This is a genomic window from Rhodococcus sp. OK302 (genome assembly GCF_002245895.1).
Taxonomy (GTDB): domain Bacteria; phylum Actinomycetota; class Actinomycetes; order Mycobacteriales; family Mycobacteriaceae; genus Rhodococcus_F.
Genome location: NZ_NPJZ01000001.1, coordinates 1,187,544 through 1,201,560, shown reverse-complemented (window position 1 = coordinate 1,201,560; position 14,017 = coordinate 1,187,544). Strand labels below are relative to the sequence as shown.

Here is a 14,017-nt window from a genome sequence, read left to right as displayed (position 1 = left end):
ACCAAGCTACCGATCATGAAGGGAATGTTCCTCAAACGCTATCGGGGAATGCAGATTGCTGATAGCCACCACGCAGCGTTCCCTCGATGTAGCTTGCCTTGCACGCACGCCGAGCGATCTTGCCGCTGGATGTACGGGGAATGGAACCGGCCGGAACCAGCAGAATGTCGCGTGCCGTCACACCGTGACGAGACGCAATCGCGGCCCGGACGGTATCGGCGATCGGCTGCGGATCAGCCTTACCGGCACCCGGCGCACGCTCGGCGACGATGACCAACTGCTCCGACGCATCGTCGTCGTCGAACGTCAGACCCGAATGGGAGTTCGCGAACACGACGGGCGGCAACTGGTTAGCCGGAACAGCGAAGGCCGCGACAAATCCCGGACGTAGAGCCGGGCTTGCTTCCTGTGCCGAAACCTCGATGTCCTGCGGGTAGTGATTGCGGCCGTCGACGATCACAAGATCCTTGACGCGTCCGGTGATGTACAGCTCGCCGTCGACGTAGACGCCGAAGTCGCCGGTACGCATCCAGTTGGCGTCCATCGGCAGGTCTTCGGTGTGGCTGTCTTCGGGCAGACGGTTGGTCAGCTTGTTGTGGAAGGTCTCGGCGGTCTCGTCGGGACGTCCCCAGTAGCCGATGCCGATGTTCTCGCCGTGCAACCAGATCTCGCCGACGTAATTGTCGGGAACCTCGGTCGCAGTTTCGGGATCGACGATGGCAGCCCACTGGCTACGCGAGACGTATCCACACGAAACCTGCGCGATCGCATTTTCTGCGTTCTGATCGACGATGACCATGCGGCCCTTGTTGAGCTCGGCGCGGTCGACGTAGATGACCTTGGCCTCGTCGGAATGCTTGGTCGAGGACACGAACAGCGTCGCCTCGGCCATTCCGTACGACGGCTTGATCGCTGTCTTGGGCAGACCGTAGGGCCCGAAGGCTTCGTTGAACTTGCGCATCGACGACGTCGTGACCGGCTCACTGCCGTTGATCAGACCGATGACGTTGCTCAGGTCCAGTTTCTCGCCGTCCTTGGGCAGACCGCGCGCAGCAGCATGCTCGAAGGCGAAGTTGGGGGCAGCCGCGAATGTGCCGGCATCGTCCGAAGCGGCTGCGAGTTCCTTGATCCAGCGGTACGGCCGCTGGACGAACGCCCGCGGGCTCATGATGGTGATGTACTTGCCACCGAACGCAGGCAGGATGACCGTGAGCAGACCCATGTCGTGAAACAGGGGCAGCCAGGTGACGCCGCGTGAATCCTCGGTGAGTTCGAGAGAGTCGACCATCTGCAGGGCATTGGTTCCGACAGCGCGGTGTGTGATCTCCACACCGGCGGGAACTCGCGTCGAACCCGACGTGTACTGGAGGTAGGCGATGTCGTCGAAACCGATGTCGGGGCGAACCCACGTATCACCGACGGTGTCGGGAATGGCGTCGACGGCGATGATGCGGGGACGTTCCGCAGCCGGCAGCGACCGGAAGAGCGCACGGACACCGGCGGCCGACGACGCGGCCGTCAGGATGGCCGTCGGCTTGCAGTCACCGAGGACTGCGTGCAGGCGATCGGAGTGACCGGGCTCGTCGGGATCGAAAAGCGGAACGGCAATGGAACCGGCCTGAATGGCCGCGAAGAACGAAACTACATAGTCCAGGCCCTGGGGCGCCAGAATCGCCACTCGGTCGCCGCGCTTGGTGACCTGCTGCAGACGCGCAGCAACAGCGCGCAGACGTACACCGAACTGGTGCCACGTCAACTCCTGCGCTTCGCCGTCACGCTCACGTGAGTAATCGATGTAGCGGTACGCAAGCTCGTCCGCGTTGACACGCGAGTGTTGCTCGACATAATCGACCAGAGTAAAGCCTTCTTTAAGGCGAATCCGGCCCTTCTCGTCGAGAAAACCATCGAACAGCGCGTTCATTCCATCTCCTCCGAAGCGATCACACAAGCATATTTGGTCATGCTTGCGCCCCAGACTTCCTTCGCTCTCTCGGGTATATCTTCGATCAATCCAATCGCACTACGTGCGCAACTCACCTGAATCACTTCATCGATCCCAAACCATCGATATGTTACAGATCCGCATCGTCCGCATCGCCGGTGCACTCGATCCACCTCGGCGAAGCGTGAAAACCCCGATCGCGAGCCGTGATCATGACCACCTCGTAGCCGGCTGTGAACCGGGGTACGCGGCGCGCCGGGCGGCCGTCGGTGAACTCATGTATCGCTTCTCCTGTGTCGAACGGATCGCGTCTGTCGGACAGACGTGCGTGGTCGAGTGACTCCGGCGTATCGAACCTACTCGTGAGTCACCTACGTGACAGCACTTTAGAGGACAAGTCGGATCATTTCTGCATTTCACCTGCGACCAATCCAGCGGCATCAACTGTGCGGTGGAGTCGGTGCAGCATTTATCTTGTCAGCCGCCCACTGTGCCATCCATTGGGTGGCCGTCGTGCCATCCGGATCGACTTGGAATGAGTTGTACAGGGCATGCACAGGATTGTTGTAGTACTCCAACAGGCGAGGCAGGGAAGTCAGCAGGTTTCCCGGGTTCAATGCCGCCGGCGGAGCGTCACAGATTCCGTCGCTGGGCGCGCAGATCTGATAAGTCCGATCGTCGAGTTTCCCGAACCCACCTTCGCGGGCACCGGTCATCGTGAGACCCGGCAGCTTCAGCCCGTTCAAGGACAGTTCTGCACCTACTCCGGCAACGCTGGGGCCAACGGTGATTCCATGGGCCGGATCACGACGCCCGTCGGCAATCAGCCCGACTCCCAGAACCAGATCTGCCGGCACTGCGCCCGTCCCGTTGCCGATATCGGCGGCAACATCTCCGGCAATGACAGCACCCTGCGAAAAGCCGGTCAGCAGATAGCTCGTCAGCGGACATTCAGCGTGACGCTTTACCAGAAAATCGTTGGTAGCAGCAGTTCCCGCAGCCCGGCTGTTGTTGTACGACTGCTGTCCGTCCGGAGGAAACGCAACCGGATTGGAGAACTGCGCGACGTACGGAACGGTGTAGACGTCAGCGCGTGACGGATCGAACTGACCCTGCAACGGCCTGGTGACGTTGAGCATCAACGACGCCGGATTAGCCGTCGGGTTGTACGGATCATCCGTGGCGCTGGATTCCCATGTTCCCGGGATGGCAACTACCTGGACATCGGTACAGTTGGCCGGCTGCGTCGTCGGCTTTTCCGGACCCGGCGGCAACGGCACCGGGGACGGAACGCGACCGGCAAGGATGTACCAACCGCCGATCACGACGGCAGCAACCACCAGAATGATCAGCAGCGGGATCAGACAACCCCGCCGCTTTCCGCCTCGCGCCATCATCTACTTGCAGAAAGTGGCGTTGGCGACGTCGATGTAGATCTGCGCGTTCGCTGTGGCCTGCTCGGGTGTGATCGCGGTGCCGTCCGGAGCCGCGGAGCCCACAACAGCGGTGACCAGTGCCAAGACCTCGGCGTCGGAGGTGCCCTGAACGTTGGCAGCGCAGATGTAGTTGGCGGTGTTGACGGCAATGCTGCCGTCACCCTCCGGAGTAATACCCTTTGCCTTCAGACCGTCGAGGAACGCCTGCGCTTTGGGGCTGACCTCCACGTTTGTCGGACCCGGGAAACCTTCGATGCTCTGGGGCTGCTCCGGCGGTGCCGTAGCTGCCGCTCCGGGGCTGGTGGGCGGCGCTGAGACCGTCGTAGTCGTGGACGCCGAAGCTGAACTGCTCGGGGCGGCCGAAGAAGAAGACGCCACGACGGACGATGTCACCGGAGTGGATGTGACGGTCGAATCGTCACTGCCACAGGCGACCAGTAGGCCACCGGTGGCGAGCGCCAGAGATCCCACCGCGATCGCGCGCGCAAACGTGTTTCGGTTACCCGAGAAAAGCGACATCAATGTCCATCCTTGCCTTCAGTCGAAAGTCCATCATCAGGTTACGCAACGCACGACGGGCGAGCACCGATCAGTGATCGGGCCCGCCCGTCGTGCGGTACGTGTCGTACGTATCGAGCAGTTCTACTGGTGAACTTCGGTCTTGTCGCCGATCACCGTGATCCAGCCGAACTGGAAGTTCTGCTGAACTCCGCCGGGGATGTCGAACTTGTCACTGATCGGGAATCCGATCTTGCCGGCTTCGTAGCCGACGCTCTTCCAGCCGTCGAAAATCGGTCCGTTGGCGACGGTCCAGGCACCAGATGCGGGGCTCCAGTAGATGTTGCCGCCGTCGAACTCGGTGAAGCGGCCGTTGTCCTTGACCACACCTTCATTGGACTTGGGGAAGCCGAGCCATCCGCCTTCCCAGCCCTGTTCGCCGTACTTGGCCATGATCATGCCCATGACCGCGTAGGTGCCGTTGTCGCTGTTGTACATCGCTCCGATTTCGAAGCCCTGCACGTTGCCGGCCTTGCCGGGAGTCGCGATCGCGGCAGCAACCGGGTAGCCGAGCGGGCCACCTTCCCATCCCTGCCGGGACCATTCGTCCAAGATCGGTCCGCTCACTGCATGCGCGCCGGTCTGCGGGGTCCAGTAGATGGAACCCTTCTGGAAGTGGTTGTAGCGTCCACGTCCGTCGGGCGTTCCCAGTTCCGGGGTGGTCGGGAAGCCGAGCGGGCCGGCTGCTGCACCGTTGTTCATGTATTCGCCGGCAATGCGGCCGGCAACAGGATTGGCACCGGTACCCGAGGTCCAGTAGATGCGGCCGTTACGGAAGTCCTGAGCAAGGCCACCGGCGACGCTGTACTCGGACGTGACACAGTCACCGATCCAGGTGTTTGCCGCTGCTGTTGCACCGATCGCACCGGAAGCGCCGCAGAGAGGCTTCTCTACATCGGTACCGATTGCGTTGGCGAGCTGCGGCCACAGCTGATGAAGCTCGAACTGCCAGTACGGCCACGAGTGCGTGCCGGACGGACGGTAGTTGATCTGGGCGGGAATGCCGAGGGTGTTGAGCTTGGTCGCAAATGTCTGCGACGTCAGTCGAGCCAGAATTTCGAGGCCCATGCCGGCGTAATTGGTGCTGACGCCGGGAACCAGAGACGGCTGGTCGTACGGACCGGTGGTACCGCTACCACTGGAGACGTACAGGCTGACGCCCTTGAGCTTGTCTGCGATCGAGTACGGATCGTGAGCAGCCCACGCGGGGTTGGACGGCGGGCCCCACATAGCGGTGGAGTCGAATTGTCCGGCGTCGTTCATCGCGTAGCCGATTGCCTGGGGCATACCGAGCGAAGTCGTCGTCAGGATTCCGGACAGCGACGCTGCGAACTTGAAGAAGCCTGGGTTACGTGCGGTGAGGGCCATCGCAGCCGTGCCACCCATGGAGAGTCCGACGACGCCACGAGTCTGCGTGGTTCGCCAGTCGTTCTCGAGAATGGACGGCAGTTCCTTCGTCAGGAATGTTTCCCACTGGTAGAAGACGCCGTTGTCGGGCTTGAGCCAGTCGGCGTAGAAGCTGGACTGACCGCCCACGGGAAGAATCACGTTGACGTTCTTGTCCGCGTAGAACGATTCTGCGTCGGTTTCGGCGGTCCAACCGTTCTCGATGTCGGTGGCGCGAAGGCCGTCGAGCATCCAGACGGAGGGGAAGGACGCCGTCGGAGTCACATTCCAGTCACGGGCCAGGAGAACCTGAACCTGAATCGGAATGCCCATCGACGGAGAGTTGATCCACAGTGCGACGCGACGCTCGCTGAGCCACTCGACCTTGCCGACAGTCGCGCCGCCCTGGTTCTGGGTCGCGACCGGTGCGGTGAGCGCCGGGACGGGGGCAGCGGTGGCGGTGCCTGCAGTCGTCAGACCTGCCGCGATCGGCAGGACCAGCAGAGCTGCCAGCGTTCCGACGACCTTCGATCGATAAGTCCCGTGGGACCGACGACGGTCCGCCCTGGCAAGGCCTACTCGCATGAGTTCACTCTCTTTCCTTACGTCCGGTCTTGATCGTCGGGCTTGATCATCGAGGCAAATAAGCATCGGTGCGCCAGTTCAGCGGCCGGACCCCAGTCGAAACTCTTTCTACACGCAAAGGAGTCACGCGCGGGGTCGGCGCGCTGTTACTGATGGTGCAATTGTTACCGAAGTCTAGGTTTACGTCATTCCTTGAACGCACAAGTGCCGCTCCGATCTCCTTTTCAGGAGTCCGAAACGGCACTGGTGAAGTGACTAAGTCACGATTACCGAGCGTTCATGGTGTCGAGAATCTGATTGCGGGCATTGAACAGTTCCGCAGACCAGTAGGCCCACATGTGGGTTCCGTTGGACGGGAAATTGTAGGTGGCCGGAATGCCGAGCGTGTTCATCCGGACCTGGAATGCGCGGGTGTTGGCCAGTGCAATTGCCTCGAGGCCCATCGCGTTGGCGGTGTTGTAGTAGCCGATAACGCCCTTGGGCTGATCGTACTGTCCGGGCAGACCGCTGGATGCCGAGATGTACATCGACAGGCCCTTCAGGCGCGGAGCGAAGACGAACGGGTCGTTACGCAGCCAAGCCGGGCTCCACGGGGGTCCCCACATGGAGTCGACGTTGAAACGGCCCGAGTCGAGCATTGCGACGCGGATGGCTTCACGCATTCCGGGAGCCGAGATGTTCAGGTAGCCCGACAGCGAGCCTGCGAACTTGAACTGATCGCGGTGGTAAGCGGCGAGAGTCAGTGCAGCACTGCCACCCATCGACAGGCCGAGAACGGCGTTGTTGTTGGGCGAGACACCGTAGTTCGCGAGGAAGTTCGGGAGCTCTTCCGTGAGGAAGGTTTCCCACTTGTAGGTCATCTCTTGACCGTTGAAGTTCGAGGGCGCGTACCAGTCGCTGTAGAAGCTGGACTGTCCGCCGACGGGCATCACCAGGGTGATGTTGTCGCCGCGGTACTGCTCGAGCGCGTTGGTCTCGAAGCTCCACGCGTTGGCGTCGTCACGAGCACGAAGGCCGTCGAGCAAGTAGAGAGCTGCGTTTCCGCCGCGTGCGGCCCACTGGACCTGCACCTTGATGTTGCCCATGGTGGAGGGAACCCAGAGTTCCTCGAATCCACCCCACGGGGCGGAGTGCGCGGGAGCGGGAGCAGCGGTAGCAACAGCGCTACCGGCGACGCCTGCGGCGAGGGGAAGCACAAGTGCTGCGGCACCGATTGCAAGTGCTCGGTGCTTGAGGCGCTGCGATAGCCCCGTTCTGGCAAAACGCATGAATACTGCTCTCTCTCTTCGTCTGCGGCACCACTCCGGGAGGAGAGATACCGACGGATTCCGTCGGGGAACAGGCTTTTCCGTCAGCCCCGACAATCTGGGCTGACGGCGGACCTCGTTCCAAGTCACACTGCGCTCGGTGGACCTTATGTCACAGGTTCCTGTGTGACAAATGGATCTCGGCAACCGAGCCGTTCTTCCCTAGCACTCACCGGAGTATTTCGGGTAGGTGAATCGTCTTCGAATACATCGACGCCGATCAGCGCGGTGTTACAGGATCGCAACACTCGCACCGAAGTTGCACAGTGATACGCATCACTTTGCCGGCTCCGGCGGCACTAAACCACACCGCTGCAATTCATAGGCCGGCACCCGATCGAAGCGATATTTCGCGAGATCGAATGCCTGCCGGAAGTTCTGCTTGAACCTCGGCCAGGTGAGCTCACTACGATACGACGTGAGCAATTCCTGGGTTTCGGGACAGGTCAGCGCAAGTTTTGCATCCGCAACCCAATCCTCGTCGAGGAAGTACGGCAGCCACGGACGGACGTCCACCATTCCCGTATCGACTACTACCCAGTCCGCGTACAGGTTCTTGTCGTGACCGATTCGACCGTCTTCGAGTCTTTCGGTGTGTGCGGCGAGCGGGTACGCCAACCCCATCTGATCGAGGACTCGAACATCGAGTCCGACGTTCATGCTCGTCATACCGAGGTTGAGGAAGAAGACGACGTGCTCGGCAGGTTCATCGATCGGCCCGGGCGGGGGGACAACGAACCACGAGTCGTAACTCGGGCCGGAGATGAGCAGCCCACCCTCGGGCGTCGCTGCGATGGTTTCGACCATCGCTCGCATCCGCGGGTAGTCGAGGTAGTCCTCGGCCCGGATCGGATGCGCGTGGCCGGTATTGAGGGCGTAGAACGCGCGCTCGTCGACGATGCCCGAGCGTCCGACGACGGATCCTTCGGGCATGCCCGTCGTATTGGCCGCGAAGAATGCCCACACGACCGTCCCGACCCACAGCAGGGCCGAGATACCGAACACTGCACTGTCCCGGTTGCGTCCGAATGCCGCGCGAGCCGGAACCCGCAGCGGTATGACGGCCACCGGAACAAGCAGGCAGAACAGCACGGGAAGCAGAACGCGTCCGTGCATGAAGTCGCCGCCGACGCGGAGCGAGTAAAGGCCCAGGATCAGGCCGCTGCCGAGCATGAAAGCGACGACGGCGCGTGGAGTGCGCAACCACGCCTGCAACCGAAGCCAACGCGACCTCGCAGGCCCGTCAGCGGCTTCAGGTGCTTCAGGCTTGCGCCGGGTTCGGCCCGACATGAGAAAGAACAGCGCGCCGACCAACAGGAACAGCAGCGGCAGCCACAGAAGATACGGTCCGACGAGGTTCCACAGGTACGCGAAGCCCTGTGACCACTTGGCGCCGCCGGCATCTTTCGATACCGCGGTGTTGGGGTAGGGAAGCCCGTAGTAGCCCATCCGCCAGATTTGATACGCAACCGGAGTCAATCCCGCGACAACCACGATCATCGCGCGAACTTTCCACGTCAGAGACGCGGAGGCGACGATCATCATCAGCGCGAGCGCCCCGGGAATCGCCATCTCCGGGCGCACGAGGGGTCCGAGTCCGGCGACAAACGAAAGAACCAGAATCGACGACGTCGACGGAACAGATGCTGTTGCCCACCGCACCAGGAGCAGCCACAGCAGGGCGATCCAGAAAATCACCAGGCAGGTCTCGAGTCCGGACGTCGCAAAATCTCGGGCGGGCGGGACTGCGATGTAGACGAGCACTCCGGCCGGAACCAGCAGAATAGTTCCACCGGTGGTGGGTCGAATTCCGCGATAGAGGCGGCCGGTTCCGAGCATCGCCAGAACGACGGCGGCGGTCGAGAGCACCAATGCGATTGTCAGAACAACATATTCGAGGCGGATCTGCGTCAGCCAACCGAACGCGTAGACGATGTACGTCCACGCGGTACTCGTGTTCGCTTCGACTCGCTCCCCCGCATTGAAGACGGGACCGTTGCCCGCGAGCAGGTTGCGCACCGTTCGCAGGACGATGAGTCCGTCGTCGGCGATCCAGCGACGCTCCCACGCTCCCCAGAACATGAGGACAGCAGCAAGCACCACCCCGCCGAGGAATACTCCCCGACTCGAGGTGGTGCGCGGTGCCGCGTTGTCGGCGACCGGGTCGGCGTTGGTTGCCGACTCAGACGAGGTAAACAGCGACACCCACTACTCCGATCCACGCAATTGCGAGGAATTGCAGCACCCGGTCTCCGAGCGCGATTTCCTCAGGCTCACCGGCTTCGCCGCCGTCGACGTCCACCGCGTAACGAAGCACGGCGACAACAAACGGGACCATCGAGATGGCGTACCAGTTGGTGCCCTTGAACGCGTCCTGTTGGAAGGCCCACAAGCCGTAGCAGAGCACCAACGCCGTTGCGGCCATCGTCCACACGAACCGCAGGTAGGTCATGGTGTAGCTCTCGAGCGACTTGCGGATCTTGGCGCCCGTACGTTCAGCCAGTTTCAGTTCGGCGTACCGCTTTCCGGCTGCCATGAAGAGCGAACCGAATGCCATCATCAGCAGGAACCACTGTGAAAGTTCGATCCCGGCTGCCACGCCGCCGGCGATAGCCCGCAGCAGGAATCCGGACGACACGATGCAGATGTCGATGACGGCCTGATGCTTCAAGCCGAAGCAGTAGGCGAGCTGAACGGCAATGTAGATGCCCATGACCACAGCGAGCTGCCAATTGGCCACGAATGACAGCGCAATCGAACCGGTCAGCAGCACCAGTGCCATCGCGTAGGCGATGTTGACGGGCAGAACTCCGGCCGCGATGGGACGGAAACGCTTGGTCGGGTGCGCGCGATCGGCTTCGACGTCCATCGCGTCGTTCACCAGGTAGATGCCCGATGCCGCCATGCAGAACACGACGAATGCCAAGGCGACGGGCAGCAGCACGTCGGTCTCGGTGGCTGTACCGGCCGCGATGGGCGCTGCCAGTACAAGAACGTTCTTGACCCACTGACGTGGGCGGAGCGCCTTGACGATGCCGGCGGGCAGGGACTTAGGGGGTCCGCTGACCGTGGTCGCTTCCTCGCTCATTTTTCTCCAAATTTCTGTTCGACCTTGCGCACTACCGCCGCGGATGCGGCGCCCAGTGCCGCACCGGCGAGCACGTCGGTCGGGTAATGAACTCCCAGAACCAGACGCGAGAGCATCATCGGGGGCACCAGCAACGCCGGTAAGGGTAGCCCGGTGAGGCGACCGATCAGGACAGCCGCCGCCGCCGTCGAGGTTGCGTGCGAGGACGGGAAGCTCAGCTTGCTCGGCGTCGTGACGTTGACCTGCACCGACGGATCGGACGGTCGTTTGCGTCGTACGACACGCTTGATCACGACGGAAGCAGCGTGCGCGCCGAATGCGCCGACGGCTGCGCCGGCCCATTCGCGTCGACGGGGCTTGTCCACGGCAGCGCCGACGGCTGCGATCGCGATCCAACCGAGGGAGTGCTCACCGAAGTGCGACATCCCGCGCGCAACCTTGACGGCTCCCGGTATCTGTCCGACTGTCGATTGAATTCCGGCCAGGATCTTGACTTCAGGAGATACCGAAGACACGTTCCCACCTTTCCGTGCTGGTCAGAGCAGGAACGGCGTCCTGGTACTGCTTCTTGAGTTCGGGGAACCGAGCGGCGAGTTCACGGCGCAACCGGGTGGCTTCCTTCAACAGTTCGAGTGCCTGCTTCGGGTTGCGCTTGCGGTAGACGACTCCGCGGCCGTCCGCTGTGGTGACGGTAACGCCGTCGACCTGCGAGAGCAGGAACCAGCGGGCGTCGATGGTCGGCACGTTGAGCTGCGGCCGCTCGAGGTGTTCGGGCTTGGCCGGCTTCACGTTGTGGACAGCGGCCCGCAGAACTCGGGTCACCTTCGCGACGGTGGTGAGGGGCAAGCTCACATCTCCGACATCGGCACCCGACGGCAGTGGCAGCGAGGTCGACGACGGCAGTACGACGGCGTCGGAGAATTCCTTGCGCTGAGCGTGGACCTCTCCGAGTGCGGTCGGCAGCATGTTCGCGACGTGTTCCGGGCCGGCGAGGAAGTCCTCGATTGCCTTATTCTGGATCGCGACGGTGGAGTACTCGAGGCACAGCAGGTGCTTGAGAGTTGCCTTCACCGTGTTGATCACGAGACCACGACCGTTGCCGGGCATGTGCAGTGCGGCAACGACGAGACGGTTGCGGAGGTGGAAGTACGCCTGCCAGTCGATGGCGTCGTCCTTGTCGCTCCAGGCCATATGCCAGATTGCGGCGCCCGGAAGCGTGACGGTCGGGTAGCCGGCTTTCTTTGCGCGCAAACCGTATTCGCAGTCGTCCCACTTGATGAAGAGCGGGAGGGGCTGCTTGATTTCTTCGGCGACCTGGCGCGGGATCATGCACATCCACCAGCCGTTGAAGTCGACGTCGATGCGGCGGTGCAGGAGCTTCGATTCGCGCAGCGGCTTCTTCGAGAAGTCGTGGTCGTATTCGACGTTCGGCGCGGCCGTCCACATGAAGATGCCGCGGTTGACCACTTCACCCATCACGTGAAGGTGGCTACGTTCCTGCAGGTTGAGCATCTGTCCACCGACGAGCATCGGCGATTTCGCGAAGCGCGAGAAGGACAGGGCACGCAGGATCGAGTCGGGTTCGATCTCGATGTCGTCGTCCATGAACAGGATGTGCTGGCACGAAGTGTTCTTGAGCGCTTCGTACATGATGCGGCTGTATCCGCCGGATCCGCCGAGGTTGGGCTGATCATGGATGGCAAGCCGATCACCAAGCGCAGCAGCAGCTTCCGCGAAGCCGGGTTCATCACGAACCTTGCGAGTGCCTTGATCCGGCATGATGACGGCCTTGATCACACTGGATACCAGTGGATCGGACGCCAGTGCGGCAAGCGCCTTCACGGCGTCCGTCGGGCGGTTGAACGTCGGAATGCCAACGGCGACAGTCGCTTCGCCGGGAGCTTCGATAGGCGCAAACCAGCCGCCACTTTCGAGGACGACGGCCGAGTCGGTGGTGATATCGAACCAGATCCAGCCACCGTCTTCGAAGGGGGCGAGATCGACATCGAATTCCAGAGCGGAATCACCGTCGGCAAATTCCTTGCCCTCCACGTGAATTCGCGAGGAATCGGCCTTGGAGCGGTAGATGTCGACGCGTCCGTGACCGGACAGTTCGAGACGCAGGACCACCGATTTCAGGATGGACCAGCGTCGCCAATAGCTGGCGGGGAATGCGTTGAAGTAGGTGGCAAACGAAACCTCGGTCTCGGCGCCGAGGGCGACCGAGGTGCGTGAGGTGGAGTGCGCCCGGCGACTGTTGCTCCAGGACTCTTCCAAGTACAGGGTGCGGACGTCGAGAGGTTCGCCGGCTCGCGGCAGGATGATCCGCTGAAGCAGGGACTTGCCGAGGTAGCTCACCTCGTCGCCGTTGACGGCTTCTTCGCCGTCGAGTAGATGACGCGCGTTCATTCGCTCTCCCCTGCCAATTCCGCACCCGATTCCAGATGCGGACGCAGGGTGTTCTCGAACATGGTCAGCGCACTGGCGATGGCCATGTGCATGTCCAGGTACTGGTAGGTGCCCAGGCGGCCGCCGAACAGCACCTTGTTGTCGGCGGTTTCCTTCTTGGCGCGCGAGCGGTACGCGGTGACCTTGTCGCGATCCTCGGGCGTGTTGATCGGGTAGTACGGCTCGTCCGTGGACTCCGCGAAGCGGGAGAACTCGCGCATGATCACGGTCTTGTCCGCCGGGTACTCGCGTTCCGGGTGGAAGTGACGGAACTCGTGGATGCGGGTGAACGGAACGTCTGCGTCGTTGTAGTTCATGACCGGGGTGCCCTGGAAGTCGCCGACGGGCAGAACTTCGGTCTCGAAGTCGAGGGTGCGCCAGCCCAGTTCACCTTCGGAGTAGTCGAAGTAGCGATCCAACGGACCGGTGTAGATGACGGGCGCGTCGGGGTTTGCGCTGCGCAGTTCGTCACGGACGTCGAAGTAGTCGGTGTCGAGGCGGATCTCGATCTTCGGGTCGGTGACCATGTTCTCGAGCCACGCGGTGTAACCGTCGACCGGCAGACCCTCGTAGGTGTCGCTGAAGTAACGGTTGTCGAAGTTGTAGCGAACCGGCAGGCGACTGATGTTGGCTGCGGGCAGTTCGGTGGGATCCGTCTGCCACTGCTTGGCCGTGTAGTCGCGTACAAACGCCTCGTAGAGGGGGCGCCCGATCAGGGAGATCGCCTTTTCCTCGAGGTTGGATGCGTCCTTGCCGTCGATCTCGCTGGACTGCTCGGCGATGAGCGCACGCGCCTCTTCGGGCGTGAAGTAGCGGCCGAAGAACTGCGAGACCAGACCGAGGCCCATGGGGAACTGGTACGCCTGGCCCTTGTGCAGCGCGAAGACGCGGTGCTGGTAGCTCGTGAACTCCGTGAACTGGGTGACGTAGTCCCAGACCTTCTTGTTGGAGGTATGGAACAGGTGAGCACCGTACTTGTGGATCTCGATGCCCGTCTCCGGTTCCGCCTCGGAGTACGCATTACCCCCCAGGTGGTGACGGCGGTCCAGCACCAGCACGCGTTTACCCAGTTGGGTAGCGGCACGCTCGGCGATGGTCAGCCCGAAGAATCCCGAACCGACGACGATGAGGTCGTACTGGGCAGGGGTGGTCTCAGAATTAGCAGCGGTCACGATGAACCAGGGTATCGGACCTGCGAGGCGGGGGGTGTATTAGCAGTAGTGATCACACCTGTCACGGACCCAACCCGCCGGCACACACCGTCTCA

Annotated in this window: 10 protein-coding genes; all 10 read right to left on the bottom strand. The window is 62.2% G+C overall.

What is annotated here, in order from left to right; translation table 11 throughout:
- Positions 1-31 precede the first annotated feature (31 nt).
- The 10 genes from fadD32 to glf all read right to left on the bottom strand — a co-directional run bounded on the left by fadD32 (position 32) and on the right by glf (position 13,922).
- On the bottom strand, positions 32-1,921 hold the full coding sequence (gene fadD32, locus BDB13_RS05380; protein WP_094270735.1) for a long-chain-fatty-acid--AMP ligase FadD32: 1,890 nt from the start codon (positions 1,919-1,921) through the stop codon (positions 32-34).
- Positions 1,922-2,382: 461 nt separating this feature from the next.
- On the bottom strand, positions 2,383-3,336 hold the full coding sequence (locus BDB13_RS05370; RefSeq protein ID WP_094274694.1) for a cutinase family protein: 954 nt from the start codon (positions 3,334-3,336) through the stop codon (positions 2,383-2,385).
- A gap of 3 nt (positions 3,337-3,339) precedes the next feature.
- Positions 3,340-3,897: a DUF732 domain-containing protein gene (locus tag BDB13_RS05365; RefSeq protein WP_094270733.1), complete on the bottom strand. Its 558-nt coding sequence runs from the start codon at positions 3,895-3,897 to the stop codon at positions 3,340-3,342.
- A 123-nt stretch (positions 3,898-4,020) separates the two neighbouring features.
- Positions 4,021-5,907, bottom strand: coding sequence for an alpha/beta hydrolase-fold protein (locus BDB13_RS05360; protein ID WP_094270732.1), 1,887 nt, complete (start codon positions 5,905-5,907; stop codon positions 4,021-4,023).
- A gap of 266 nt (positions 5,908-6,173) precedes the next feature.
- A complete protein-coding gene (locus BDB13_RS05355) occupies positions 6,174-7,175 on the bottom strand; it encodes an alpha/beta hydrolase (protein ID WP_094270731.1) in 1,002 nt (333 codons plus the stop codon).
- Positions 7,176-7,490: 315 nt separating this feature from the next.
- Positions 7,491-9,419: a flagellar motor control protein ZomB gene (gene zomB, locus BDB13_RS05350; RefSeq protein WP_094270730.1), complete on the bottom strand. Its 1,929-nt coding sequence runs from the start codon at positions 9,417-9,419 to the stop codon at positions 7,491-7,493.
- Positions 9,397-10,302 (bottom strand): decaprenyl-phosphate phosphoribosyltransferase, encoded by a 906-nt coding sequence (locus tag BDB13_RS05345; protein WP_094270729.1) that lies wholly within the window; start codon positions 10,300-10,302, stop codon positions 9,397-9,399. The genes zomB and BDB13_RS05345 overlap by 23 nt, the downstream gene beginning before the upstream one ends.
- Positions 10,299-10,817: a phosphatase PAP2 family protein gene (locus BDB13_RS05340; RefSeq protein ID WP_094270728.1), complete on the bottom strand. Its 519-nt coding sequence runs from the start codon at positions 10,815-10,817 to the stop codon at positions 10,299-10,301. The genes BDB13_RS05345 and BDB13_RS05340 overlap by 4 nt, the downstream gene beginning before the upstream one ends.
- Complete coding sequence (locus BDB13_RS05335) at positions 10,798-12,711, bottom strand: glycosyltransferase (protein ID WP_094270727.1); 1,914 nt, start codon at positions 12,709-12,711, stop codon at positions 10,798-10,800. The genes BDB13_RS05340 and BDB13_RS05335 overlap by 20 nt, the downstream gene beginning before the upstream one ends.
- Positions 12,708-13,922, bottom strand: coding sequence for a UDP-galactopyranose mutase (gene glf / locus BDB13_RS05330; RefSeq protein WP_094270726.1), 1,215 nt, complete (start codon positions 13,920-13,922; stop codon positions 12,708-12,710). Before glf ends, BDB13_RS05335 begins: the two co-directional genes overlap by 4 nt.
- Positions 13,923-14,017 lie beyond the last annotated feature (95 nt).